This window comes from Cupriavidus sp. IK-TO18, from assembly GCF_015549295.1.
GTDB classification, from domain to species: Bacteria; Pseudomonadota; Gammaproteobacteria; order Burkholderiales; family Burkholderiaceae; genus Cupriavidus; species Cupriavidus oxalaticus_A.
In genome coordinates, this window is sequence record NZ_JADGMP010000046.1 from 67,602 (window position 1) to 93,709 (window position 26,108).

A 26,108-nucleotide genomic window follows, 5' to 3' on the forward strand; every position below is an offset into this window, starting at 1 on the left:
GCCATCGTGCCCTGAGCCATAGGCGTCAGGGCGGTCGTTGCTTTGCGGAGGCTTTATGCATTTGCGTTTCCCCACCATGTGCGGGCGCCGGCTGGTGCTCGCCATCACGCTGCTTGCCATTGTCCATCCGGCACGGGCGGAATCCCTGGCCGCGCTCTCCCTGCAAGAAGCGGTCGCACGCGCATCGTCGCGTTCGACGGATGCCGAGACATCGCGGTCGGCGGTCCAGTCAGCCATTGAGATGGCAGTAGCCGGCAAGCAGTTGCCGGACCCGGTGCTGAAGGTCGGCGTCAACAACGTGCCGGCGAATGGCCCTGACCGGTTCTCGCTTGGCACGGATTCGATGACCATGAGGTCGATCAGCGTCATGCAGGAATTCACGCGCGCGGCGAAGCGCCAGGCCCGCGCCGAGCGCTTCGAGGCCGAAGCGTCTTCGGCCGAGGCCCAACGCACGGTGGCGCTGGCCGCCGTGCAGCGCGGCGCCGCCACGGCATGGCTCGAGCGCTGGTATGCCGAGCGCGCATACGGCGTGCTCACCGAACAGTCGCAGTCGATCAAGCTGCTGGTGGATGCGGCACAGGCCGCCTATCGCGGCAACCGCGGTTCGCGTGCCGATATCCTGGCGGCCGAGATTGAATGGCAGCGACTGCAGGATCGCGAAGACGAAGCCCGCGCCGCGGTCGCTTCGTCCCGGGCGATGCTGCGCCGGTGGGTCGGCAACGCTGCGGAATTGCCGCTGACCGAGCGCCCCGCGCTCGATGCGCCGGCCTGGCTCGATACGCTCGACGCTGCCGGCGCCACGCAAGTGCCAGAGGTTGCCGCCGCGGAGGCCCAGGTCGGCGTGGCCGACGCGGAAAGCCGCTTCGCGCGCGAGAGCAAGGTTCCGGACGTCAGCGTCGAACTGATGTACAGCCAGCGCGGTCCCGCCTATTCGAACATGGTGTCGCTGAATGTTTCGCTGCCGGTGCCGTGGGACCAGAAGAATCGCCAGGATCGCGAACTGGCCTCCAGGCTCGCGCAGGCCAATGCCGCACGGGCGCAAGCCGAATCGGTACGCCGCGGCGTGATTGGACAGCTCCGCGGCAAGCAGGCCGAACTGCAACTCGGCCGCTCGCGCCTGGAGCGCTATCGAAATGCCACCTTGCCATTGGCGAAGGCGCAGACCGAGGCGGCCCTGAGCGCCTATCGCGCCGGCGCCGGCAGCCTGACAGCGGTGGCCGAGGCCAGCCGCAAGGCGCTCGACCTCTCGCTCGAGCGGCTCAAGCTGGAGGCAGCTACCGCCAGGCTCTGGGCCGAGCTCGCTTTCCTGATGCCTTTGCCGACTGCCGCACAAGCCATGTTTCCGCAAGGAGTCCAGCAATGAAAAGGACCACGATTGCACGGGCAGGAGCAACCCTCGCTGTGGTGGCGAGCGTCGCCGGTGCCTACTACCTCGGCCAGCAACAGGGACGCCAGCATACGGCCGCGTCGACGACGCCCGCGGGCGACCCTGGCGATGCGAGCCTGAAGGCCGGGGATATCGATCCCCGAAACGGCAAGCGCATCCTCTATTGGCATGACCCGATGGTGCCGGGCCAGCGCTTTGACAAGCCTGGCAAGTCGCCATTCATGGATATGGCGCTGTCGCCCGTGTACGAAGACGCCGGTGGCGGCGCGGCTGTCACCATCGATAGCCGTGTCAGCCAAAGCCTCGGCATTCGAACCGCGGAAGTCAAGCTGGGTCGCCTGGCATCCGCACTGGAAGTTCCAGGGAATGTCGCGATCGACGAACGCGGCATCGAAGTGCTGCAGGCCCGTACGACTGGGTTCGTCGAGCACACCTATGCCAGGACGACGCTGGACCCGGTCCGTAAAGGCCAGCCACTGGCGCAGATCTACTCGCCTGACTGGGTCGCCGCGCAAGAGGAGTACCTGGCCGTGGCCCGCATGAGCGGTAACCTGCAGGGCGATTTGCGCGAAGCCGCCATTGCCCGCATGCGGCAGGCCGGCATGGCCGACAGCCACATCCGCCTGGTGCAGGACACCGGCAAGCTGCAGCCGCGGCTCACCGTTGCAAGTCCCGCAGACGGCATCGTCACCGAGATCGGCGCGCGCGAGGGCATGACGGTGTCCCCCGGCACGACGCTCTTTCGCATTGCCAGCCTGGCCACGGTATGGGTGCTGGCCGAAGTGCCAGAGAGCCAGGCCGCGCAGCTACGGCCCGGACAAGCCTTGTCGGCAATCGCGGCAGCGCTGCCCGGACAAGCGCTGACTGGCAAGGTCGACGCCATCCTTCCGGACATCAACCCAGGCACCCGGACGATCAAGGTACGGATTGAGTTGCAGAACAAGGACCGTCAGTTGCTGCCTGGCATGTTCGTGACTGCCCGCTTTGGTGCCCCGCCCGGACCGGACCGGCTGCTTGTCCCGACCGAGTCGCTGATCCGCACCGGGACGCGCACGCTTGCCATGGTGGAAGCCGGCCAGGGTGGCTTCAGTCCCGTCGAGGTCAAGACAGGTGCCGAGGCCGGCGGACAGACCGAAGTGATCGAGGGCCTCAAGGCCGGACAGAAGGTCGTGGTATCCGGCCAGTTCCTGATCGACTCCGAAGCCAGCCTGCGCGGTACCGCGCAGCGCATGACGGCAGCGCCAGCCGCTTCGGCACCCGCCGCCGCGGCCGCAGGGCCGGAGCACGAAGGCGTCGGGCGTGTGGAGGCGGTGAGCGCTGAAGGCATGACGATTTCCCACGGCCCGATCCAGTCGATGCAGTGGGGCGCCATGACCATGGACTTTGCCGCACCGCCGACAGGCATGGCGAAGGGCTTCAAGCCAGGTGACCGCATCCGCTTCCGCTTCCGCGTGAACAACGAAGGCGCGGCGATCCTGTCGTCGGTGGAGCCCGCCAGCTCTGCACAGGGAGCCAGGCCATGATTGCGCGGCTCATCCTTGCTTCCATCCGGAATCGCTTCCTGGTCCTGCTGGCCACCGCCATGCTCACCGCCTGGGGCTTGTGGGCCGTGCGCAGTACGCCGCTCGACGCATTGCCGGACCTGTCCGACGTACAGGTGATCATCCGTACGCCGCTCCCCGGCCAGGCACCACAGATCGTGGAGAACCAGGTCACCTATCCGCTGACCACGACGATGCTGTCCGTGCCCGGCGCCAGGACCGTACGCGGCTATTCGTTCTTCGGCGATTCCTTCGTCTACGTGCTGTTCGAGGATGGGACGGACCTCTACTGGGCGCGCTCGCGCGTGCTGGAATACCTGAACCAGGTGCAATCCCGGCTCCCCGCCGCCGCCAGGCCGGCGCTTGGGCCCGACGCGACCGGCGTGGGCTGGATCTACGAGTACGCCCTCATCGACAAGACCGGGCAGCACGACCTCAGCCAGTTGCGCGCCATGCAGGACTGGTTCCTGCGCTTCGAGCTCAAATCGCTGCCCAATGTGGCCGAGGTCGCGTCGCTGGGCGGGATGGTCAGGCAGTACCAGATCGTGCTGATGCCAGACCGGCTGCGTGCCCATGGCCTATCGCAGGCCAGGGTGCTGGCGGCGCTCAAGGGTGCGAACCAGGAAACCGGAGGGTCCGTGCTGGAGCTGGGAGAAGCCGAGTACATGGTGCGGGCCAGTGGCTACCTGAAGACGCTCGATGACTTCCGCCAGATCCCGCTGGTAACCAGCGAGGCCGGCATCCCGGTACGGCTCGGCGACGTGGCCACCGTTCAGTTCGGCCCCGAGATGCGGCGCGGCATTGCCGAGCTCGATGGCCAGGGCGAAGTCGCGGGCGGCGTCATCGTGATGCGATCCGGCAAGAATGCACTGGAGACCATCGACGCGGTCAAGGCCAGGCTTGCCGCCCTGCAGACAAGCCTGCCAAAGGGCGTGGAGATCGTGACCACCTACGATCGCTCGGCGCTTATCCATCGCGCCGTGGATAACCTGACGGCCAAGCTCATCGAGGAATTCATCGTGGTGGCGCTGGTCTGCCTGGTGTTCCTGTTTCACCTGCGCTCGGCCCTGGTCGCCATTGTCTCGCTGCCGCTCGGCGTGCTGGCTGCGTTCCTGGTCATGCGCTATCAGGGCGTGAACGCCAACATCATGTCCCTTGGCGGCATCGCCATCGCCATTGGCGCGATGGTCGATGCGGCGGTGGTGATGATCGAGAATGCGCACAAGCACCTGGAGCACTGGCACGCCGACAACCCGGGAGTGGAACTGTCCGCACGGGAGCGATGGCGCATCGTCGGCGATTCCGCTGCGGAAGTCGGTCCGGCCCTGTTCTTCTCGCTACTGATCATCACGCTCTCGTTTATCCCGGTATTCACGCTTGAAGCGCAAGAGGGGCGGCTCTTCTCGCCGCTGGCGTTTACAAAGACCTACTCGATGGCCGCCGCCGCGGGCTTGTCGATCACGCTGGTGCCGGTGCTGATGGGTTACATGATCCGCGGCAAGATTCCACTGGAACAGGCCAATCCGCTCAACCGGTGGCTGATCCGTGGCTACCAGCCATTGCTCGCCAGGGTGCTCTCGCATCCGAAGATCACACTGGCAATCGCGGCGCTGCTCCTGGTAGCGAGCGCCTGGCCGATTATGCGCATCGGTGGCGAGTTCATGCCGCCTCTCGATGAAGGAGACCTGCTGTACATGCCTTCGGCGTTGCCCGGGCTCTCCGCCGGCAAGGCGGCGCAACTGCTGCAACAGACCGACCGCCTGATCAAGACCGTGCCCGAGGTTGCGACCGTGTTCGGCAAGGCCGGCCGCGCCGATACCGCCACCGATCCGGCTCCCATCGAGATGTTCGAGACCACCATCCAGTTCAAGCCACGCGATCAGTGGCGTGCGGGCATGACCACCGACAAGCTGGTGGAGGAACTGGATCGCGTGGTGAAGGTGCCGGGCTTGTCGAACATCTGGGTGCCGCCGATTCGCAACCGGATCGACATGCTCGCCACGGGGATCAAGAGCCCGGTCGGCATCAAGGTGGCCGGCACGGACCTGATGGAGATCGACCGGCTGGCCACCCGCATCGAGGAAGCCGTCAAGAACGTCCCGGGCGTCACCTCCGCGCTGGCCGAACGCCTTACCGGCGGCCGCTATATCGACGTCGATATCGACCGCAGGGCCGCGGGCCGGTATGGCCTCAATATCGAGGACGTGCAAGGCATCGTGTCATCCGCGATCGGTGGCGAGAATGTCGGCGAAGTGGTCGACGGACTGGCGCGCTTTCCGATCAACGTCCGGTATCCGCGCGACTACCGCGATTCCATCGAGCAATTGCGAAGCCTCCCCATCGTGACCGACAAGGGGTTGCAGATCATGCTGTCCGACGTGGCCCGCGTTGAAGTCGTGCAGGGCCCGCCGATGCTGCGCAGCGAGAATGCGCGCCTGTCCGGCTGGATCTATGTCGACATTCGCGGACGCGACCTGCGTTCCGCCGTGCACGACATGCAGGCCGCGGTGGCAAAGGCGGTGCCGATGCCCGCGGGCTACTCGCTGAGCTGGTCGGGCCAGTTCGAGTACCTGGAGCGCGCCACCGGCAGGCTGAAGGTCGTGGTACCGTTCACGCTGCTGATCATCTTCGTGCTGCTCTACCTGGTATTCGGCCGCCTGGATGAGGCGATCCTGATCATGGGCACCCTGCCGCTCGCCCTGATCGGTGGATTCTGGCTGCTTTATCTGCTCGGCTACAACCTGTCCGTGGCCGGCATTGTCGGGTTTATCGCGCTGGCTGGCGTCGCGGCGGAGTTCGGCGTGATCATGCTGCTCTACCTGAAGCAGGCATGGGCCGAGCGCATCAAGAACGGAGAGACCGGCGTCACGGATTTGCTGGACGCGATCCAGGAAGGCGCAGTCCTGCGCGTTCGCCCCAAGGCGATGACCGTCGCCGTCATCCTGGCCGGCCTGATTCCCATCATGTGGTCGCACGGCACCGGCTCCGAGGTCATGCAGCGTATCGCGGCTCCCATGGTCGGCGGCATGGTGACCGCCCCGCTGCTATCGATGTTCGTGGTACCGGCCGTCTACTTGTTACTGCGCCGCCGTCACGCGAAGGCGGCTTCTTCTCTTTCCCCCAATCCCTCACTTCAGGAGGACCCGAAATGAACCACGTTAAGACGTTCGCTGCCGCCCTGGCCCTTGCTGCCGCGCCGGTCGCATTTGCTGCCGGCTCGATGGACAGCATGGACATGAAGACGCCTGCCGCAACCCGGCAAGCCCCACGCGCCGTTGCGGCCGAAATCAAAAAGATTGATGCGCGGGCCGGGAAGGTCACGCTCAAGCATGGGCCGATCGAGAACCTCGGGATGCAGGCCATGACCATGGCGTTCCCGGTCAAGGACCCTGCTTCGTTGAAGAACTTCAAGGAAGGCGAGTCGGTTTCCGCCATCTTCGACACGATCGAAGGGAAGCCGACAGTGATTGACCTACGGCACAAGTAAGGCAAGGCGCGGTGGCACACGGCAAATGGCCGGAACGGCATTTCCCGGGGCCACGCCGGTGACCGGAGCATGCAGGCGATCGCCCGCAAAGCGTGCTTGGCGCGTCCTAGAGGATTCGAACCTCTGACCGCTCGCTTAGAAGGCGAGTGCTCTATCCAACTGAGCTAAGGACGCGAAGGCGTGCATTCTACCGCAGCGCCGGCCCGCAGTGCGGATCGGAGGCGTTCAGGAAGCCAGGCGCTCGTTCGCGCGGGTGACGTAGCGGCCCGCCGCCGACGCATGGTTGCCGGCAACCGGGTGCATCGATACGCCGTTGCGGCCTTTGAGCTTGGCGTCATACAAGGCGCGGTCGGCGCGGCGCATCAGCGCGTCGGCGCCCTCCCCGGGGTTGCGCGTGGCAAGGCCGATGCTGACGGTGTAAGCGATTGCATCCGGCTCGGAAGGACAAGGGCTCGCGCGCACGGCGGTCGCCAGCCGCATGCAGGCCAGCCGGCCATTTTCCATCACGGTATCGGGCATGACGATGGCAAACTCTTCGCCGCCGAGTCGCCCGAGCACGTCGTGCGGGCCGCTGGTACGCCGCAGCAGCCCGGCGAAGTGGCGCAGCACGCTGTCGCCGGCCAGGTGGCCGTAGACATCGTTGATCGCCTTGAAGTGGTCCAGGTCCACAAAGGCCACGGTCAACGGCTTGCGCTGGCGCTCGGCCTGCAGGCAGGCTTGCTCCAGCGCTTCCCAGAAGGCGCCGCGCAGCAGCACGTCGGTCAGGTCGTCATGCCGCGCGCGCCGCTCCAGCATGCGCCGCAACCGGTCATGCGCCATCAGCGCAAAGCTGACCGAGAGGCCAACCAGCGCAAAGACGTTGAGCATGGCCAGTTCGCCGTCCCACGGCAATGGCCGCGGCCAGGCGCCGCCCTGCACCAGCGCGGCAACCGGCAAGGCCATGGTCCATGCATTGGTCGCGGCCACGGCAAGGGCAATCAGCACCAGCGAAGCAGCAGCCAGGCGCCCGACGCCGCGGGAAGTCCGCACCGATGGGCCGATGCTGCGGGTCACGTCGAGCAGCAAGCCGATATGGCATGCCGTCAGCAGCGGCGCCATCTGCAGCCCTGCCAGCGGCGCATCGGGGATGCCGGCTGCCACCAACTGCCATGCCACGCCGACAGCGGCAGCCAGGCAGGTTCCCAGTAGGAGCCCGGTCTTGCCGGAGCGACCAGCAAAATGACGCGCCCCGATCGCCATCAAGGCGAACGCAGCCAGCAACGCGAGATCGGTTGCGTCCGGCACCAGCCACGCGGGGCGCGCGTCCTGCACCGCAGCCAGCACCGAGCCGATCGCCGCGGCGGCATTGCCCAGTGCCCATGACGTCAGGCCACTGCGGCCCATGCCCGCGGATCGACGCAATACGACGCAAACCACCGCCATCTGCACGGCAAACAGCCCTGCGATGAGCACCACAATATGCGACTGAAACATCTTCATTCCCGTCCAAGGCGACCAACGGCGCCCCGCCAGGCGCCGCCTTTCCCCTTTTTATGCCGGTCCTGTGCCGGACCGTTTTCATCGATTGCCGCATATCCTGTGTCGGGCCGCCGTGGCGTTGCCAGCGGCAAAGCCAACGCGCCGAGGCGCTCGCCAGGACAGGGAGCGCCGTTCTTGTTATGGTGATCAGGCCAGTCCGGAAGGAATCTGCAAACCGGCATTCCCGACATCACGCCGGTCGGACTAAGAGCGGTGTGCGGATTATCGCAGCGCGCAAACCCAAGTCAAGCCAAAGTGTCCCCCGCCAAAAGGGGGAGCGCGCCCGCGGGACGGCTCGCGTACCGCGATGTGCCGGATACGCCAGATTGACCGGCCCTGCCGGCGCGCGCTACAATGCTCGGCTTCGGGGCGTAGCGCAGCCTGGTAGCGCATCTGATTTGGGATCAGAGGGTCGCATGTTCGAATCATGTCGCCCCGACCAGTTTTAAGTTTGGCTTCAAGGAACACGGCCTGGACAGCAATGTCCAGGCCGTTTTTCTTTTCTGCCCGCCCCCGCGCGACTGCGTCGGCCCCGCTCACCACCGCGGCATCATGTCGGGCCAGAGCAGTGCGGCCGCGATCAGCAGCAGCACCACGGCCGCCAGCACAAGGCCGCGGCTGGCACTGTCGTGTTGCTTGTCGACCTGAGGCTGCCAGCCCGGGCCGCCGTCCCGTTGTGGCGATACGGGCGCTGTCGGCGCCGCATTGGCCGGGGAGGCCGCCGCGCCGTGCACGACAGTCCGCGGCACATAGTCCGGCTGCGCCAGCAGAAAGCCCATCGGCGTGGCCTGCCCTACCGCTCCCATCTGCTGGAAGAGGAGCTTGGACAGCGCCAGGCAGTCGTCCAGCGCGATTTGCGGTCGCGGCCGGAAGATGCGCAGGTGTTCGCACAGCGTATCGAGCTTGTGGTTGGGAGCATGGAAATACTGGGACCAGCGCACCTGGCGCACCGAGCAGCGCCAATGCTTGCGCTGTACCTCGGGCAGCACCTTTTCCAGCATGCGCACATTGAATTCGGCCCCATGGGCGACCAGCACGTCAGCATCCTCGACGATGGCACGGATCGCACCGACATCGAAGCGCTGCCCGCGCAGCATCTCGGCGGTCAGGCCGTGCATGCCGGTAGCGGCCTCGCTGATCGGCACGGTGGGCTCCTGCGAACCGTAGTAGTCAGTGATTTCGCGCACGAGACTGCCCGCCCTCGGCGCTACTTCGACAAGCAGCAGGCCGATGCTGACAGGCTCGTCCACTGGCGTGAGCCCGGTTGTCTCGGTACTGACGATTGCGACCCGCATGGGCACTCCGGTGTAGCCGTCCGCAAGGCACGTTGGCGGCGGCCGCTATGGTCGTTTGCCTCTAGCGTAGTGCGGGGGTGCCAAACGTCATATCAACCAGATGGGCTAGCCGGAGGCGCCATCGGTTGGAGATAGGCCGGCGCCTCGGCACCAGGCCGGCCATCTCAGGCCTGCTGCGGGCCGGTGGAATCGCCGCGGCGCCGCTCAAGATTCACGTACACATCCGCCGCGACCAGCCCGAACAGTGCGTGGGCGAACAGGCTTTCCCACCCGCGCGCCTCGTCGAACCAGTTGAAATAGCTGCCGAACACATAAAAATTGACCAGGTAGACCACCACGCCGAACACGATGCCGACCAGCGACGCCAACCCCATGCTGGAATCGAGACGGAATGAGGACAGGATCATCGCCAGCACTGCCGAAAGTATGATCGACAGCGCAAAATGAACCGTGCCGGCCGACAGCACCACGGTCCAGTTGAAGGCATCGGCGGAAAGCGCTTCGCGGCCGAGGATAATGGCCGCCACCATCTTCACCGTGCCCCAGGCGCCCTGGTACATCAGGAAGCGCGCCGTCAGCAGCTCAAGCACCATATACACTGCACCGGCGATCAGCCCGGCCACCACGGCGGCCCGCCAGTCCGGAGTGCAGCGGACGAAGCGGTGCGAGTCCAGATGGAGTTCCATGGCAGTCTCCTTGCGAGATTCCGGCCCCGCTGACTCCCGGCGGCCGTACGAGTTAGTTCTAGCTCATACGAGGCAAATACCAAGGCATGCCGGATACGCAAAGAGCTTCATACATCACCTGACATCGCATGGACCATGCGCTGCACAATGCGCAGTTGTCCCACGGCTTCCCCATGTTCGCAGGGGCAATGCTGCAACTGCGTACGTGATACAATATGAGAGCAAGTAGCCCCGGGGTGTCCGTGCATCCCTGTAACCGGGCGTTCTCACCAGCGCGCTCTCGCGAGCGCTCAGCAGCAGCCGGCGCGGCCATCCGCGGCGACACCAGAACTGGCGAACCACCGGGTACACCTGCCCGCCCTGCTCCGCGTAGCGAACGGCCACCCAGGCCGTCACCGGCAGTGTCCACGCCAGGCAATCCGTGCCCGCCTGGCCGGGGCGCGACCGGCATGGATCGAGTATCTGGCGCCACGCGTGGCGCCGCGCGGCATCGTCCGCGTGCGCCTGCCCCGAACGACTTCATTGGCGCGGTTCGCCAGCCTGGCGAATGTGCGCCGGTTCGCGCCGTGCCCTCGGGCCGGACGAACCGGACCGGAATTTTTGATAACGCAACCATGCAGCCTTCGCGGGCTGCCGAAAAGGAAAGCAGATTGGCTAAGGAAGAACTCATTGAATTTGGCGGCGTGGTGTCGGAAGCCCTGCCCGACAACCGCTATCGTGTCACGCTGGAAAACGGCGTGGAAATCTGGGCATACGCTTCGGGCAAGATGCAGAAGCACCGCATCCGCATCCTGGCCGGCGACCGCGTCACCCTGGAAATGTCGCCCTACGACCTGACCAAGGGCCGCATCAACTTCCGCCACAAGTCCTGAGTCTTCGCACGGCCGGAGCCCGCCGCTCCCGCCGTACAAGTGAATTCCGGGGCGTTGCCGACGCGCTGTCATGGAGCTGACACCGCGCCCGGACACACTTGCGGGCTGCCCGACGGGCGGCCCGACTTCGTTTACGGCAATTCGTGGCACCAGGCCATCCGCTTGCGCTGGTCGGGCAGCTTCACCATACTCGAAGCATCACCCTCGCCACACCCGACATGAACCTGATCCTCTGGCGCCACGCCGAAGCCGAAGACCTCCCCGACGCCCTCAGCCTGAGCCGCCATGCCGACATGCAGCGGCCCCTGACGCGCCGCGGCCGCAAGCAGGCGGAGGCGTCCGCCAAATGGCTGCGTGCGCACCTGCCATCGGACACGCGCGTGCTGTGCAGCCCCTCCGTACGCACCCGCGAAACCGCGGCGGCGTTGACGGGCAACGCGCAGATCGTCGAGGAGCTGGCCCCCGGCGCCGACGTCAGCGCGGTGCTGGCCGCGGTGCAATGGCCCGAACGCACCGAGCACGTGGTGGTCGTCGGGCACCAGCCATGGATCGGCCGCGTCGCCAGCCTGCTTCTGGCCGGCAACGAGATGGACTGGAGCGTGCGCAAGGCAGGCATCTGGTGGCTGACCGGACGGACCCGCGAAAGCGAGGCACAGACCGTGCTGCGCGCGGTTATCAATCCCGAATTTCTCTGACGCGGCCCAGATATTTCCGACTTCGCCATTGCAGCCGGCACGCATGAGCCGGCTGCAGCTTCTGGCATGGCCGGCATGGTCGCGCCTGGCAAAAATCCGAAATAGCTGATGGCAGCCGCATTCTCCGCTCCCTAGAGTCGCTACGGCGCAGCCCTCTGGCCGCGCCGCCCTCGCCATGCCAGGCATGGGCTTCGACCACAGGTGTCACGGAGATTTCCATGGATTGCCCGTCGGACCCCCATCTTCCCCGCCAACCCGCAGGCGCGCCGGCAGAACCATCCCCCGAAGCTGGCCGGTCGCGCAACGGCGCCACCGGCACCAGCACCAGCACCTCGCCGGACGTCACGGAAGCGTCATCGCCAGGTCACGGCAATGTCACCGCGGCTCACTACATTGCATCGCAACAGTTTCGTCACCAAAAGGACATACTGATGCGAGACCTCCCCACGCCGACCCAGCCGCTTTTTGACTCTTTGCCCAATGGCCTTGCCGGCCAGACGGCGCGGAGCCGTCTTCATCGCCAATCGGATAAGGCAAGTGAGTCGCCTGCTCTCAGCGTGGCGTGGGCGCGCCACCAGGACGAAGTAGTCGAGGCGCAGCGCCTGCGCTACAAGGTGTTCGCCGAGGAGATGGGCGCACGCCTGACGTCTTCGGTGCCGGAGCTGGACATCGACATGTTCGATGGCTACTGCGACCACCTGATCGTGCGCGACATGGCCACGCTGCGCGTGGTCGGCACCTATCGCGTGCTGCCGCCGCACCAGGCCAAGCGCCTGGGCTGCCTCTACGCGGAATCGGAATTCGACCTGGTGCGCCTGTCCCACCTGCGCCCCAAGATGCTGGAACTGGGCCGCTCCTGCGTGCACCGCGACTATCGCTCGGGCAGCGTCATCATGGCGCTGTGGGGCGGGCTGGGCGAGTACCTGCAGCGCTGGGGCATCGAGTCGATGCTGGGCTGCGCCAGCGTGCCGATGAGCGACGGCGGCCACTATGCTGCCAGCCTGCACCGGTTGTTCAGCGAGCGCTACCTGGCACCGATCGAATACCATGCCTTCCCGCGCCTGCCGCTGCCGGTCGAGGACCTGAACCAGCAGCTCGAGGTCGAGCCGCCCGCGCTGATCAAGGGCTACCTGCGCCTCGGGGCAAAGATCTGCGGCCAGCCGGCCTGGGATCCGGATTTCAACGTGGCCGACTTCCTGACGCTGCTGCGCGTGAACGACATGAACCCGCGCTACGCCCGCCACTTCCTCGGCCTGAACCAGGCCGTATGATCGGGGCCGCCCGAGCGGCGGCCCCTTCTTCCGCGCTCAGCCGTTGGTCAGTCGTAGACGACCTTGTAGCGCTTGCCGATCCGCTGCCATTCGTCGGCCTCCTGCGCGAGGCTGTATTCGATCAGTGGATTGGCCTCGATCCACATCTTGGGCAGGCGCACCTCGAAGCCCTCGTCGAGCGCCTCGGCGAGCTGGCTGACGCGGATATCGGGCGAGCCGACGTCCGAACGGCGCCGGCACAGCACGAAGGCCAGGCGCAGGCTGAACAGCATGCGCCAGTCGACGAACTTGCCGCTGCCCGACAGCTTGCCAAGCTTGCCCGCATGCCCCAGCAGCAGCGTGGCCAGCCGCGCCTGGTCGGTCTTGGAAAAGCCCGGCATGTCCGCATGCGTGGCGATATACGCCGAATGCTTGTGGTAGCCGCTGTGCGAGATCGACATGCCGATCTCATGCAGACTCGCAGCCCAGCCCAGCAGCGCCAGGTTGTCATCGCGCCGTTCGTTGGCGGGATCCGGGAACTGGGACAGCAGCGCCTGCGAGGTACCGCGCACGCGCCCCGCCTGGGCACGGTCGACGCCGTAGCGGCGCATGAACTGGTCGACCGTGACGGTGCGCATGTCCTCATGGTGGCTGCGCCCCAGCAGGTCGTAGAGCACGCCCAGGCGCAACGCGCCGTCGGTGACGTCCATGCGGTCGATGTCGAGCTCGGCGAACACGCCCAGCATGATCGACAACCCGCCCGGCAGCACCGGGATGCGGTCCGCCTTCAGCCCGGTAAGCTTGACGCGGTTGGTGTTCTCGGCCTTGATCAGCGCGCGCTTGAGCCGCTCCAGCCCTTCGCGCGTGATGCCGTGGTCAGCCGGGTTGTCGTTCATGCCGTTGAGCTCGATCAGCTCGGCCAGCGCGCGCGCCGTACCGGACGAACCGACCGCCTGCTGCCAGCCGGCGGCGCGGTACTGGCGCACCAGCACCTGGATCTCGCGGCGCGCGGCCAGCTCGGCCTGCTTCATCGCGTATTCGTCGACGTTGCCGCTGGGGAAGAACTGCCGGCTATGCGATACGCAGCCGATGTACAGGCTTTCCATCAGCTTGGACTGGTAGCCGCTACCAATGATGAATTCGGTCGAGCCGCCGCCGATGTCCACCACCAGCCGGTTGCCCTGGCAGGCCGGCGCATCGTGCGAGGCGCCCAGGTAGATCAGCCGCGCTTCTTCGCGCCCGGCGATGACTTCGATCGGGAAGCCGAGCGCGTTCTCGGCCTCGATCAGGAACTCGGATGCATTCTTGGCGACGCGCAGCGTATTGGTGGCGACCGCACGCACCTGGTCGGGCGCAAAGTCGCGCAGGCGGTCGCCGAAGCGCCGCAGCGCATCGATGCCGCGCCGGCGCGCGGGCTGGTCCAGGTACTTGTCGGGCGTCAGGCCAGCCGCCAGCCGCACAGGCTCACGCAGGGCGTCGACCTGGAAGATCTGGCTCGCGGTGCCGTTGGCCGTGGTGGTCTCGTCCACCCGCCCGATCATCAGGCGGAAACTGTTCGAGCCCATGTCGACGGCGGCGAGCAGGCGTGGAGTGTTGTTCATCGTGTGCTAGAGAGCTGGTTCGCGTTCGTGTTGCGTGGCCCGGTCCAGGCTAGGTGTCCCGCCGCCGGCGCACGCGCCCCGCAAAAATATGTCCGTGTCATGTCCGCCTCATGACAAAATCAAACTGTCATAAAAGTGACACGATTTTATGAAAAAGTCGCCACATTACCAAAAGAAGGTCATGACCATGTCGACGACGCCGTCCAGCACGCTGCTCAACCGCGAGCTGGGCATCCTGGAATTCAATGCCCGCGTGTTGGCGCAAGCCGCGGACCCCAAGGTACCGCTGCTGGAGAGGTTGAAGTTTATCTGCATCGTGTCCAGCAATCTGGACGAGTTCTTTGAAATCCGCATGGCGGGCCTGAAGGAACAGATGCGCGACAACGCTTCGGGGCTGACGCCGGACGGTTTGTCCTTCCAGCAGACTTACCAGCTTGTCACCGAGCGCACGCAGCGGCTTGTGGCTTCGCAGTATGACATGCTGCAGAACACCATTTTTCCACTACTTGAAAAAGAAGGTGTCTTTTTCCACCTGACCACGACCTGGACCGACGCGCAGCGCGAATGGGCGCGCGAGTTCTTCCAGCGCGAGCTGGCGCCGGTGCTGACGCCGATCGCGCTGGACCCCGCCCACCCCTTCCCGCGCGTGCTCAACAAGAGCCTGAACTTCGTGGTCGAGCTGTCCGGCAAGGATGCCTTCGGCCGCGAGGCCGACCTTGCCATCGTGCAGGCGCCGCGCGCGCTGCCGCGCGTGGTGAAGATGCCGGAGAAGCTGTCGGGCTACCCGTTCGGCTTCGTGATGCTGTCGTCGTTCATGCAGGGCTTTGTGCATGAGTTGTTCCCGGCGATCGCGGTGCACGGCTGCTACCAGTTCCGCGTCACGCGCAATTCCGATCTGTTCGTTTCCGAGGACGAGATCACCGACCTGCGCGAAGCGCTGCAGGGCGAACTGCCGACGCGTCATTTCGGCGACACGGTGCGGCTGGAGGTGTCCTCCGATACGCCGACGCCGCTGGCGCGCCGGCTGTTGCTGGAATCGGGCCTGAGCGAGCAGGACCTGTACCGTGTCTCCGGCCCGGTGAACCTGGCGCGGCTGATGCAGATCCCCGACATGGTCGATCGCCCCGCCCTCAAGTACCCGCCCTATGTGCCGGCGCCGGTGAAGGCGTTTGCCACGGGGGCCTCGATGTTCGACGTGATGCGCCAGCAGGACGTGCTGCTGCACCACCCGTACGAGAGCTTCAGCTCGGTGCTCGACCTGCTGCAGCTGGCCGCCGCCGATCCCAACGTGGTCGCGATCAAGCAGACCGTGTACCGCACCGGCAACGAGTCGCTGGTGATGGAAGCGCTGATGACCGCCGCGCGCAACGGCAAGGAAGTCACGGTGGTGGTGGAGCTGCTCGCGCGCTTCGACGAAGAGACCAATATCAACTGGGCCGAGCGGCTGGAATCGGCCGGCGCGCACGTGATCTATGGCGTGGTCGGCCACAAGTGCCACGCCAAGATGCTGCTGATCGTGCGCCGCGAGCCAACCGGTCCCAAGGCCAAGCAGGTCAAGCTGCGCCGCTACGCGCACCTGGGCACGGGCAACTACCATCCGCGCACCGCACGCCTCTATACCGACTTCGGGCTGCTGACCGCCGACGAGGCGATCTGCGAAGACGTGCACCACGTGTTCCAGCTGCTGACCGGCACCGCCGGCACGATCCGGCTGAACCACCTGTGGCAATCTCCGTTCACCATGCAGACCAACCTGGTCGAGCATATCCGCGCCGAGGCCCGCAACGCGCGCGCCGGCAAGCCGGCCCGGATCATCGCCAAGATGAATGCGCTGCTGGAGGCGTCGATCATCGACGAGCTGTACAAGGCCTCGCGCGCGGGCGTGAAGATCGACCTGATCGTGCGCGGCGTCTGCGCGCTAATGCCAGGCGTGCCGGGCATGTCCGAGAACATCTCGGTGCGGTCGATCGTCGGGCGGTTCCTGGAACACCATCGCGTCTATTATTTCCGCGCGGGCGGCGAAGAGGTGCTGTACCTGTCCAGCGCCGACTGGATGGATCGCAACCTGTTCCGCCGCGTCGAGGTAGCCTTCCCAGTGCTGGACAAGGCGCTGAAGGCGCGCGTGATCAAGGAAAGCCTGCAGGTGCACCTGCGCGACAATGCTTCCGCGTGGATCATGCAGCCGGACGGCAACTACGTGCGCAAGCAGACGCGCTCCAGGCATCCGCGCGTCAGCCAGAACGACATGCTGGCGATGTTCGGCGGCAATCCGTGAATGCTGCCTGAAAAGCAACAAGCCCCGTCATGGCGGCCGCCAGGCGGGGCTTGTTGCTTTGGTGGACCGGCGAGGCAGTCCGCTCAGGCGGCCCGGCGCGAAGAATCCGGCGCCTGCGGCGATGCCGGCACGGCGGCGGCCGCGTCGCTCAGGCTGCGCACGCTGCGCTCCAGCGGGAAGATGATGCGGAACACGCTGCCGCGCCCTTCCTCGCTGGTCACGCGCAGGTCGGCATGGTGGCGCGACAGCACATGCTTGACGATGGCCAGGCCCAGCCCGGTGCCGCCGGTATCGCGCGAACGGCTGCGGTCGACGCGGTAGAAGCGCTCGGTCAGCCGCGGGATATGCTCGGCGGCGATGCCAAGCCCGGTGTCGGCCACGGAGAACACGGCATGGCCCTCTTCCCAGCCCAGCCGCAACGAGATGCGCCCGCCGTCCGGCGTGTAGCGCACTGCGTTGGACACCAGGTTGCCCAGCGCCGACAACAGCTCGGTCTCCGCGCCGCGGAATCCCACCGTGGGGTCGATCTCGGCCGTAATCCTGTGCCGGCCCTGCGAAAGCGCTTCGGCATCATGCATCAGGTGCGCAACCATTGCCTGCACGGCGACCATGTCGTTACCCGGCGGCTGCGCATCGCTTTCAAGTTTTGCCAGCGCCAGCAGGTCTTCGACGATGCTCTGCATGCGCATCGACTGCACCAGCATCATGTCGACATAGCGGCGGCGATCATCGTCCGACACCGGCAGGTCGCGCACGGTTTCCAGGAAACCGGTTAGCACCGTCAGCGGCGTCTTGAGTTCATGCGAAACGTTGGCGACGAAGTCGCGGCGCATCGCCTCGGTGTTTTCGAGCTTGGTGATGTCCTGCGTGATCACCAACTTGCGGTTATCGCCGTAGGGCAGGATCTGGACCGCGATCACGCTGTGCTTGTGTGTGCCCATGTCGCGCATCACCAGCGGATCGTCGAAGCGCTGCCGCGTCAGGTAGTGGACGAATTCGGGCCGGCGGATCAGGTGCGTGATGCGCTGGCGCACGTCGCGGCGCGCGTTCAGGCCGAAGTGCTGCTCGGCCACGTCGTTGCACCATTCGATCTGGTCGGCATCGTCCAGCATCAGCACGCCGTTGGGCGAGGCCTGGATCGCCTGGATAAAGCGGGTGTGCTGCTGCTCGACCTGCAGTACCTGCGTGCGCCAGCGCTTGACCAGACGGTGCAGCCGGTAATACACCTCGCCCCACAGGCCCACGGCGCTCGGGATCTCGCCGTAGACGGGCGCGTCGAGCACTTTCCACAGGCGGTTGATCTGGTACAGGTAGAAGCAAAGCAGCCCGAACAGCACCGCACAGGCCAGTGCCAGCGCGGCGAGCGGACCGAGGGCCAGGTAAACGCCGGCGGCTACCACCACCAGGCTGATCAGGATGGCCGCGGAACGGGCCCAGATGACGTTCATGCGCAGGGTTCAGGCTAGCGGCCGGCAGCGGCCGCATGGGTTGCGACGGAGTGTGCCACGATTTCGCCGCGCCCTGCCAGCAGCGTGGGGAGTAGCACGGGGCGAACGGCGTCGCCCCGTGCCAGCCCGGCCTGTCAGGCGCCGGGGGCGCGCGCGAGGCGGTAGCCGCTGCCGCGCACGGTTTCGATCATATTGCTGTAGCCGCCCGGGGTCAGCGCTGCGCGCAGGCGCTTGATGTGCACGTCGACGGTGCGCTCTTCGACAAAGACATGGTCGCCCCAGACCTGGTCGAGCAGCTGCGAACGGCTGTGCACGCGCTCCGGATGGGTCATCAGGAAGTGCAGCAGGCGAAACTCGGTCGGGCCCAGGTCCAGCTTGATCGGGCCGCTGTCGTCCTCGCCGGTGACACGATGCGTGGCCGGGTCCAGCCGCAGGCCATTGATCGCCACCACGTCATCGGTCAGCTGCGGCGCGCGGCGGCGCAGCACGGCCTTGATGCGGGCCAGCAACTCCTTGGGCGAAAACGGCTTGGTGACGTAGTCGTCGGCACCGGCTTCCAGGCCCATCACCTTGTCCTGCTCCTCGCCGCGGGCGGTCAGCATGATGATCGGGATCTGGCGGGTACGGTCGTTGGCCCGCAACTCCTTGGCGAAGGTTGCACCCGACTTGCCCGGGAGCATCCAGTCCAGCAGCACCAGGTCGGGCAGCACGTCGCTCATCAGCGACAGCGCCTGCTCGGCGTTATAGGCCCGGATCGGATAGTGCCCCGCGTGCTGCAGGTTGACAGCGATCAGTTCTGCGATCGCCGGTTCGTCTTCGACAACGAGAATACTGCTCGGCATGTGTATCGTTCTCCGCAATCAGGCGGGTCAGCTCAGGGCTTCGCGCTCCATGTCCTCGCGCGAGACATGGCGGACGTCCGTCCCCTTGACAATGTAAATGATAAATTCCGCGATATTTTTGGCGTGGTCGCCGATGCGCTCCACCGCCTTGGCGATAAAGAGGAAATCCAGCGCGACCGAGATCGTGCGCGGGTCTTCCATCATGTACGTGATGAGCTTGCGCACGAAGCCGCGGAATTCCTCGTCGATCGCCTTGTCGTCCTTGACGATGCGCGCGGCCGCCACGGTATCCAGGCGGGCAAAGGCATCCAGCGCCTGGCGCAGCAGCGAGATCGCCATCTCGCCCGACAGCTTCACCTCGGCGTAGTTGATACTGTGCGCCGACGCGTCTTCCATGATGTGCTTGGTGCGCTTGGCGATCTTCTCCGCCTCGTCGCCGGCACGCTCCAGGTTGGTGATGGTCTTGGAAATGGCCATCACCAGGCGCAGGTCGCGCGCGGTCGGCTGGCGCCGGGCGATGATATTGCCGCAATCGGCATCGATCTCGACTTCCAGCGCGTTGAGCTGCTGCTCGCGTGCAATGACCTGGTCGGCCAGGTCGGCGTCGAAGTCGGCCAGCGCGCGCATGGCAACTTCGATCTGCGACTCGACCAGCCCGCCCATCTGCAGCAGCTTGGTATTGATCGCGTTGAGGTCGGCGTCGAACTGGGTCGAAAGGTGCTTGTCTGGCATGGGTTTCTCCTGGCCGCTGTTGGTATGCTACGCCCTGCGGTGACGATCGGCCTAATCAACCGAAGCGGCCGGTAATGTAGTCTTCCGTTTCCTTGCGGTGCGGCTTGATGAAGATCTTCTCGGTCTCGCCGAACTCGATCAGCTCGCCCAGGTACATGTAGGCGGTGTAGTCGGAGCAGCGCGCGGCCTGCTGCATGTTGTGGGTCACGATCACCACCGTGTACTCGTCCTTCAGCTCGGCGATCAGCTCTTCGATGCGGCCGGTGGAGATCGGGTCCAGTGCCGAGCACGGCTCGTCGAGCAGCAGCACTTCGGGGCGGATGGCGATGCCGCGCGCGATGCACAGGCGCTGCTGCTGGCCGCCGGACAGGCCGTAGCCCGACTGGTTCAGCTTGTCCTTGGCTTCGTTCCACAGCGCGGCCTTGGTCAGCGCCCATTCCACGCGGTCATCCATCTCCGAGCGCGACAGCTTCTCGAACAGGCGCACGCCGAAGGCGATGTTGTCGTAGATCGACATCGGGAACGGCGTCGGCTTCTGGAACACCATGCCGACCTTGGCGCGCAGCAGGGCGATGTCCTGCCTGGCGGTCAGCAGGTTGTCGCCGTCCATGTTGATCTCGCCCTCGGCACGCTGCTCGGGATAAAGCGCATACATCTTGTTGAAGGTGCGCAGCAGCGTCGACTTGCCGCAGCCCGAGGGGCCGATGAAAGCCGTGACCTTGCGGTCGGGGATCGACATGTTGATGTTCTTCAGCGCATGGAACTGGCCGTAGTAGAAGTTCAGGTTGCGCACGTCGATCTTGGCGCGTACCGAATCAGGAATGTCGATGACGGTGGAGGTCATTGCGTTCTCTCGCTTGCAGTCAGCTTGCAGTCTTCAGGGCGAAACGTGGGATGGTCGTCCCGCCGCTTATTTCTTCTGGAACAGGATGCGCGCCAGGATGTTCAGGGCCAGCACGCCGATCGTAATCAGGAACACACCCGCCCAGGCCAGTTGCTGCCATTCGGTGAACGGACTCATGGCGAAGCGGAAGATGGTCACCGGCAGGTTGGCCATCGGCTTGTTCAGGTCGGAGGTCCAGAACTGGTTGGACAGCGCGGTGAACAGCAGCGGCGCGGTTTCACCGGCAATACGAGCCACCGCCAGCAATACGCCCGTCACAATGCCGGCGTACGATGACTTCACCGTGATCGACAGCACCATCTTCCACTTGGGCGTGCCCAGGGCGAAGGCGGCCTCGCGCAGTGCGTTGGGCACCAGGTTCAGCATGTTCTCGGTGGTGCGCACCACGATCGGTACCTGCAGCAGCGCCAGCGCGCAGATGCCGGCCCAACCCGAGAAGTGGCCCATGCGGGTCACCACCAGCGCGTAGACAAAGAGGCCGATCACGATCGACGGCGCCGACAGCAGGATGTCGTTGATGAACCGGATTAAGCTGGCGAGCGGCGAGCGCTGGCCATACTCGGCCAGGTAGATGCCGGCCAGAATGCCGAGCGGCGTGCCGAACAGTGTGGCCATGCCCACCATCACGAAGCTGCCGAAGATGGCGTTGGCCAGGCCGCCGCCGGCGGTGTTGGGTGCCGGCGTCATCTGCGTGAACAGGTCCAGCGACAGGCCGCCCACGCCCAGCGTGACGGTGGTCCACAGGATCCACGCCAGCCAGAACAGGCCGAAGCCCATCGCCACCAGCGAAGCGGTCAGCGCATACAGGTTGACGCGGCGGCGGCGGGCCTGCAGGCGCGCGCGCACGGCATCGGCATCGGGACGGACGGCGGGGATCGATACGGAAGACACAGCCTGGCTCGCTTGGGTCATTTGGCTCATTTGGCGCCCTCATTCTTGGCGAGTCGCAGCAGCAGCAGCTTCGACAACGCCAGCACCACGAAGGTAATGAAGAACAGGATCAGGCCCAGCTCCATCAGCGCGGCCGTATGCAGGCCGGCGCCGGCTTCGGCGAACTCGTTGGCGAGCGCCGAGGTGATGCTGTTGCCCGGCGAGAACAGCGAGGCGCTGTCCAGCAGGTTGGTATTGCCGATCACGAAGGTGACAGCCATGGTCTCGCCCAGCGCGCGGCCCAGGCCCAGCATCACGCCGCCGATGACGCCGGCGCGGGTGTAGGGCAGAACCACGTTCCACATCACTTCCCAGGTGGTGCAGCCCACGCCGTAGGCGGATTCCTTGAGCAGCACGGGGGTGACTTCGAACACGTCGCGCATCACCGAGGCGATGTACGGGATGATCATGATCGCCAGGATCACGCCCGCGCACAGCAGGCCGATACCCAGCGGCGCGCCCTGGAACAGCTTGCCGATCACCGGCAGCTGGCCCACAGTGGCCGCCAGGGGCTTCTGGAAATACTCGCCGAAGATCGGCGCGAACACGAGCAGGCCCCACATGCCGTACACGATCGACGGCACCGCGGCGAGCAGCTCGATGGCGGTGCCGAGCGGACGGCGCAGCCAGGCGGGCGACAGCTCGGTCAGGAACAGGGCGATGCCGAAGCTAACCGGCACCGCGATGATCAGCGCGATCAGCGAGGTCACGATGGTGCCGTAGATGGGCACCAGCGCGCCGTAGACATCGGCAGGAGGATTCCACTCCGCGGACCACAGGAAGCGCGCGCCGAAGGCCTCGATCGAGGGCCAGGCGCTGATCGCCAGCGAGACGATGATGCCGCCCAGCAGCAGCAGCGTCACGATGGCGGCGCCGCGGGTCAGGCCGCCGAACAGGATGTCGCCGAGCCGGCTCGGAGGCTGGACGCCGCGGGGGTCGGAGGGGATAGTCGCCATGTCGGAGAATTCAGGGTGGATCGCCGCTCCCGCCTGGGCGGGAGCGCGGTGTCGGGGCGGGAGTCAGGCTGCCCGACACCGGCCCCGCGCGAGCGCGGGGCCGGCGATACCGTCAGATCAGTACAGCGCCTTGCCCGAGGCGTCCTTCACGCTGGTCTTCCAGGTCGAGCGGATCTGGTTGACCACGCTCTCCGGCAGCGGCACGTAGTCCAGGTCGGCGGCCATGTTGGCGCCGCTCTTGTAGGCCCAGTCGAAGAACTTCAGCACTTCCGCGCCCTGCGCCGGCTTTTCCTGGTTCTTGTGCACCAGGATGAAGGTGGCGCCGGCGATCGGCCATGCATCCTTGCCCGGCTGGTTGGTCAGGATCTGGTAGTAGCTCTTGCTCCAGTCCGCGCCGGCAGCGGCGGCCTTGAAGGCATCGTCGCCAGGCTTGACCACGGCACCCGACGCGTTCTTCATGTTCACGTGGGTCATCTTGTTCTGCTTGGCATAGGCGTACTCGACGTAGCCGATGGCGCCGTTCAGGCGCTGCACGAAAGCGGCCACGCCCTCGTTGCCCTTGCCGCCGGTGCCGCCGCCCGGCCAGTTGACCGTGGTGCCCTCGCCCACCGAGCCCTTCCAGTCAGCGCTGACCTTGGACAGGTAGTTGGTGAAGATGAAGGTGGTGCCCGAACCGTCGGCGCGGCGCACCGGCAGGATGTCCTGGCTCGGCAGCTTGGCTTGCGGGTTCAGCGCCTTGATGGCGGGGTCGTCCCACTTCTTGATCTTGCCCAGGTAGATATTGGCCAGCACCTCGCCGGTGATGGTCAGCTCGCCCGGCTTCACGCCTTGCAGGTTGATCACCGGCACCACGCCGCCGATCACCGTCGGGAACTGGACCAGGCCCTGCTTGTTCAGTTCCTCGTCCTTCAGCGGCGCGTCCGAGGCACCGAAATCGACCGTCTTGGCACCGATCTGCTTGATGCCGCCCGACGAGCCGATGGATTGATAGTTGACCTTGTTGCCCGTTGCTTTGTTGTATGCGTCGGCCCACTTGGAATACACGGGCGCCGGGAAGGAAGCGCCTGCACCGGTAATTTCCGCCGCGAACGCAGTACCCGCTACGACCATCGAAACGATGCCTGCCACGGCAGTCTTGACCAGCTTCATATGTCCTCCAGAGAACATTGGTTGGGAATGACAAATTTTTGACAAGACGAACTGTATGCTCCCCATATGACAATTCCGTGACATCTTTAAATCTTCTTGAAAGCCGCTGCCAGCTTAGGTTTCAACGCGCCCTCGATCTCTCATGGGGGTGCAATGTGACGGCGGTTAATTGCAGAATACCCAGAAAAAACGCCGGGATGAACCCGGCGTTTGCGTCACCGCTGCGGCGGATCAGGCGCTCAGCGCATCAGCCAGCATCTTCGCGGCGCGCTCGGCCATCTCGGCCTGTTCAGCCTCTACCATCACCCGTACCACCGGCTCGGTGCCGGAGGCGCGGATCAGCACCCGGCCACGGCCTTCGAGGGCCGGCTCGACCTTGGCGCGCGCGGCTTGCAGGCCAGCGTGCGACTGCCAGTCGAATCCCTTCTGCACACGCACGTTGATCAGTGTCTGCGGGAACAGCGAGACGCCATCCAGCAGCTGCGCCAGCGTCTTGCCGCTGCGGCGCAGTGCCGCCAGAACCTGCAGCGCCGAGACGATGCCGTCGCCAGTGCTGTGGCGATCGAGGCACAGCAGGTGGCCGGAGCCCTCGCCACCCAGCGTCCACTTGCGCTTGTTCAGCTCTTCCAGCACGTAGCGGTCGCCGACCTTGGCGCGCACGAATTCCACGCCTTGGCGCTGCAGCGCCAGTTCCACCGCCATATTGGTCATCAGCGTGCCCACTGCGCCGGGCACCACCTGTCCATTGGCCTGGCGGTCGCGCACGATCAGGTACAGCAGCTCGTCGCCGTTATAAAGCCGGCCGTCGGCATCCACCACCTGCAGCCGGTCGGCGTCGCCGTCGAAGGCCAGGCCGAGGTCGGCGCCGTTGGCCTTGACCGCCTCGATCAGCCTGGCGGGCGCGGTGGCGCCATAGCCTGCGTTGATATTGCGGCCGTCCGGCTGGTTGCCGATCGAGACCACGTCGGCGCCCAGCTCGTGGAAGACGTGCGGCGCGATGTGATAGGCGGCGCCATGGGCGCAATCGACCACCAGCTTCAGGCCGTGCAGGTCCTGCTCATGGGGGAAGGTGCTCTTGCAGAACTCGATATAGCGGCCTGGGGCGTCATTGATGCGGCGGGCGCGGCCCAGGTCGTCGGAGGGCGCGCACAACATCGGCTCGTCGATGGCGGCCTCGATCTCGGCCTCGACCGCGTCGGGCAGCTTGTCCCCGTCGGCGGAGAAGAACTTGATGCCGTTGTCGTAGTACGGGTTGTGGCTGGCCGAGATCACCACGCCGGCCGACAGGCGCAGCGCGCGCGTCAGGTAGGCAATGCCCGGCGTGGGCAGCGGGCCGGTCAGCAGCACGTGCACGCCGGCCGAGGTAAAGCCGGCTTCCAGCGCAGCTTCGAGCATATAGCCGGAAATGCGGGTGTCCTTGCCGATCAGCACGGTCGGGCGGCCCTGCCCGGTCTTGGCGCCGTGCGCCAGCACCTTGCCGGCCGCATGGCCCAGGCGCATCACGAAGTCGGGGGTGATCGGCGCCTCGCCAACGCGCCCCCGGATGCCATCGGTCCCGAAATATTTGCGTGTCATTCGCTGTTCCCTTTCTGTTCTGTCCTGCGTTGCACTACCTGGCGCTCTGCGGCGCCTGCCCCGGGTGGACGGGGTGTTCAGGCTGCCGTGACGGACTCATTGCGCACGGCCCACCAGGTCTTGACCGCGTCCACGGTCTGCTCCACATCATGCACGCGTACGATAAACGCACCGCGCTCAACCGCACACACCGCGGCGGCAATGCTGGCGGCAATTCGTTGCTGTGGCGGGCGCCCGCCCAGGATCGCGCCCAGCGTGGATTTGCGCGAGATCCCCGCCAGAACCGGCAGACCCTCCAGCGCCATCCGCGGCAACTGGCCGAGCAGGCGCAGATTATGATCCGGCGTCTTGCCAAAGCCAAACCCCGGATCGAGGGATAGGCGCGCGTCGTCGATGCCGGCGGCGCGCAGCACGGCAATCCGCTCGGCCAGGAAATCCGCCACCTCGCTGACCACATCCTCGTAGTGCGGGTCTTCCTGCATGGTCTGCGGGTCGCGCTGCATGTGCATCACGCACAGCCCCGCCTGGCCCGCCTCTGGCGCCGCCAGTGCCTCCACCGCGCCCGGCATGCGGAAGCCCCAGATATCGTTGATGAGATCGGCACCGGCCGCCAGCGCGGCGCGCATGACCTCGGGCTTGTAGGTGTCGATCGACAGCGGCTTGCCGCAGTCGCGCAGCGCCTCGACCACCGGGATCACGCGCGACAGTTCATCCTCGAGCGGCAGCGCGGCCGAGCCCGGGCGGCTGGATTCGCCGCCGATGTCGATGATGTCCACGCCCTCGGCGATCATCTGCTCGGCGTGGCGCACGGCGGCGTCGCGGCCGGCGTGCTGGCCGCCGTCCGAGAAAGAGTCGGGCGTGACATTGAGGATGCCCATCACGAGCGGGCGCTGGCCAAGCGCAAAGCGGAAGCGTCCGCACTGGAAATACCGGGTCTCTGGAGTCTGCTGCAAGGTCTGAATACT

21 protein-coding genes and 2 tRNA genes are annotated in these 26,108 nt (G+C 65.9%); 9 read left to right on the top strand and 14 right to left on the bottom strand.

Annotation, left to right across the window (positions count from 1 at the left end):
• Positions 1-55: 55 nt before the first annotated feature.
• Genes IPF36_RS31595 through IPF36_RS31610 form a run of 4 tightly spaced genes read left to right on the top strand, consistent with a single transcriptional unit; the run spans position 56 to position 6,415 of the window.
• Complete coding sequence (locus IPF36_RS31595; protein WP_195431972.1) at positions 56-1,363, top strand: TolC family protein; 1,308 nt, start codon at positions 56-58, stop codon at positions 1,361-1,363.
• A complete protein-coding gene (locus IPF36_RS31600) occupies positions 1,360-2,910 on the top strand; it encodes an efflux RND transporter periplasmic adaptor subunit (RefSeq protein WP_195431973.1) in 1,551 nt (516 codons plus the stop codon). The genes IPF36_RS31595 and IPF36_RS31600 overlap by 4 nt, the downstream gene beginning before the upstream one ends.
• Positions 2,907-6,080, top strand: coding sequence for an efflux RND transporter permease subunit (locus IPF36_RS31605; protein WP_195431975.1), 3,174 nt, complete (start codon positions 2,907-2,909; stop codon positions 6,078-6,080). Before IPF36_RS31600 ends, IPF36_RS31605 begins: the two co-directional genes overlap by 4 nt.
• Positions 6,077-6,415, top strand: a complete 339-nt coding sequence (locus IPF36_RS31610) for a copper-binding protein (RefSeq protein WP_195431977.1) — start codon at positions 6,077-6,079, stop codon at positions 6,413-6,415. Before IPF36_RS31605 ends, IPF36_RS31610 begins: the two co-directional genes overlap by 4 nt.
• Positions 6,416-6,512: 97 nt before the next feature.
• Here the strand turns inward: IPF36_RS31610 and IPF36_RS31615 are convergent.
• Together IPF36_RS31615 and IPF36_RS31620 are read right to left on the bottom strand one after the other, a co-directional pair.
• Positions 6,513-6,589, bottom strand: a tRNA-Arg gene (locus IPF36_RS31615).
• A 51-nt stretch (positions 6,590-6,640) separates the two neighbouring features.
• Entirely contained in the window at positions 6,641-7,888 is a 1,248-nt protein-coding gene (locus IPF36_RS31620) for a GGDEF domain-containing protein (RefSeq protein WP_133096133.1), read from the bottom strand.
• A 410-nt stretch (positions 7,889-8,298) separates the two neighbouring features.
• On the opposite strand from IPF36_RS31620, the gene IPF36_RS31625 reads away from it, so the two are divergent.
• A tRNA-Pro gene (locus IPF36_RS31625) sits at positions 8,299-8,375 on the top strand.
• Positions 8,376-8,469: 94 nt separating this feature from the next.
• Here the strand turns inward: IPF36_RS31625 and IPF36_RS31630 are convergent.
• Both IPF36_RS31630 and IPF36_RS31635 read right to left on the bottom strand, forming a co-directional pair.
• The gene (locus IPF36_RS31630) at positions 8,470-9,228 is read right to left on the bottom strand and encodes an exonuclease domain-containing protein (RefSeq protein ID WP_133096107.1); all 759 of its coding nucleotides are present in this window, start codon (positions 9,226-9,228) and stop codon (positions 8,470-8,472) included.
• A 164-nt stretch (positions 9,229-9,392) separates the two neighbouring features.
• Positions 9,393-9,914: a hypothetical protein gene (locus IPF36_RS31635; RefSeq protein ID WP_135705529.1), complete on the bottom strand. Its 522-nt coding sequence runs from the start codon at positions 9,912-9,914 to the stop codon at positions 9,393-9,395.
• A 650-nt stretch (positions 9,915-10,564) separates the two neighbouring features.
• On the opposite strand from IPF36_RS31635, the gene infA reads away from it, so the two are divergent.
• The 3 genes from infA (at position 10,565) to IPF36_RS31650 (ending at position 12,752) form a co-directional block, all read left to right on the top strand.
• Complete coding sequence (gene infA, locus IPF36_RS31640) at positions 10,565-10,786, top strand: translation initiation factor IF-1 (protein WP_008641674.1); 222 nt, start codon at positions 10,565-10,567, stop codon at positions 10,784-10,786.
• Between the two features lie 218 nt (positions 10,787-11,004).
• Entirely contained in the window at positions 11,005-11,481 is a 477-nt protein-coding gene (locus IPF36_RS31645; protein ID WP_133096132.1) for a histidine phosphatase family protein, read from the top strand.
• A gap of 431 nt (positions 11,482-11,912) precedes the next feature.
• On the top strand, positions 11,913-12,752 hold the full coding sequence (locus tag IPF36_RS31650; RefSeq protein ID WP_133096105.1) for a GNAT family N-acetyltransferase: 840 nt from the start codon (positions 11,913-11,915) through the stop codon (positions 12,750-12,752).
• A 47-nt stretch (positions 12,753-12,799) separates the two neighbouring features.
• Here the strand turns inward: IPF36_RS31650 and ppx are convergent, their stop codons facing one another.
• Entirely contained in the window at positions 12,800-14,332 is a 1,533-nt protein-coding gene (gene ppx, locus IPF36_RS31655; protein WP_133096104.1) for an exopolyphosphatase, read from the bottom strand.
• 148 nt (positions 14,333-14,480) lie between these two features.
• Between ppx and ppk1 the strand changes: the two genes are divergently transcribed.
• Positions 14,481-16,607 (top strand): polyphosphate kinase 1, encoded by a 2,127-nt coding sequence (ppk1, locus tag IPF36_RS31660; protein WP_133096103.1) that lies wholly within the window; start codon positions 14,481-14,483, stop codon positions 16,605-16,607.
• Between the two features lie 83 nt (positions 16,608-16,690).
• Here ppk1 and phoR read toward each other — a convergent pair whose 3' ends face one another.
• The 9 genes from phoR to folP all read right to left on the bottom strand — a co-directional run bounded on the left by phoR (position 16,691) and on the right by folP (position 26,021).
• Positions 16,691-18,055, bottom strand: a complete 1,365-nt coding sequence (phoR, locus tag IPF36_RS31665; RefSeq protein WP_135705532.1) for a phosphate regulon sensor histidine kinase PhoR — start codon at positions 18,053-18,055, stop codon at positions 16,691-16,693.
• Positions 18,056-18,189: 134 nt separating this feature from the next.
• Positions 18,190-18,897 carry a phosphate regulon transcriptional regulator PhoB gene (phoB, locus tag IPF36_RS31670; protein WP_133096101.1) on the bottom strand — a complete coding sequence of 236 codons (708 nt, stop codon included), beginning with the start codon at positions 18,895-18,897 and terminating at the stop codon, positions 18,190-18,192.
• A gap of 27 nt (positions 18,898-18,924) precedes the next feature.
• A complete protein-coding gene (gene phoU / locus IPF36_RS31675) occupies positions 18,925-19,629 on the bottom strand; it encodes a phosphate signaling complex protein PhoU (RefSeq protein ID WP_029046387.1) in 705 nt (234 codons plus the stop codon).
• Positions 19,630-19,684: 55 nt separating this feature from the next.
• Complete coding sequence (gene pstB, locus IPF36_RS31680; protein WP_022535815.1) at positions 19,685-20,473, bottom strand: phosphate ABC transporter ATP-binding protein PstB; 789 nt, start codon at positions 20,471-20,473, stop codon at positions 19,685-19,687.
• 66 nt (positions 20,474-20,539) lie between these two features.
• Positions 20,540-21,445 (bottom strand): phosphate ABC transporter permease PstA, encoded by a 906-nt coding sequence (pstA, locus tag IPF36_RS31685; RefSeq protein WP_135706291.1) that lies wholly within the window; start codon positions 21,443-21,445, stop codon positions 20,540-20,542.
• A 5-nt stretch (positions 21,446-21,450) separates the two neighbouring features.
• Positions 21,451-22,419, bottom strand: coding sequence for a phosphate ABC transporter permease PstC (pstC, locus tag IPF36_RS31690; protein ID WP_195431979.1), 969 nt, complete (start codon positions 22,417-22,419; stop codon positions 21,451-21,453).
• A gap of 117 nt (positions 22,420-22,536) precedes the next feature.
• Positions 22,537-23,568, bottom strand: coding sequence for a phosphate ABC transporter substrate-binding protein PstS (pstS, locus tag IPF36_RS31695; protein ID WP_133096098.1), 1,032 nt, complete (start codon positions 23,566-23,568; stop codon positions 22,537-22,539).
• A gap of 231 nt (positions 23,569-23,799) precedes the next feature.
• Entirely contained in the window at positions 23,800-25,143 is a 1,344-nt protein-coding gene (gene glmM, locus IPF36_RS31700; RefSeq protein ID WP_195431981.1) for a phosphoglucosamine mutase, read from the bottom strand.
• A gap of 77 nt (positions 25,144-25,220) precedes the next feature.
• Positions 25,221-26,021 (bottom strand): dihydropteroate synthase, encoded by an 801-nt coding sequence (gene folP / locus IPF36_RS31705; protein ID WP_240745999.1) that lies wholly within the window; start codon positions 26,019-26,021, stop codon positions 25,221-25,223.
• Between the last annotated feature and the right edge of the window lie 87 nt (positions 26,022-26,108).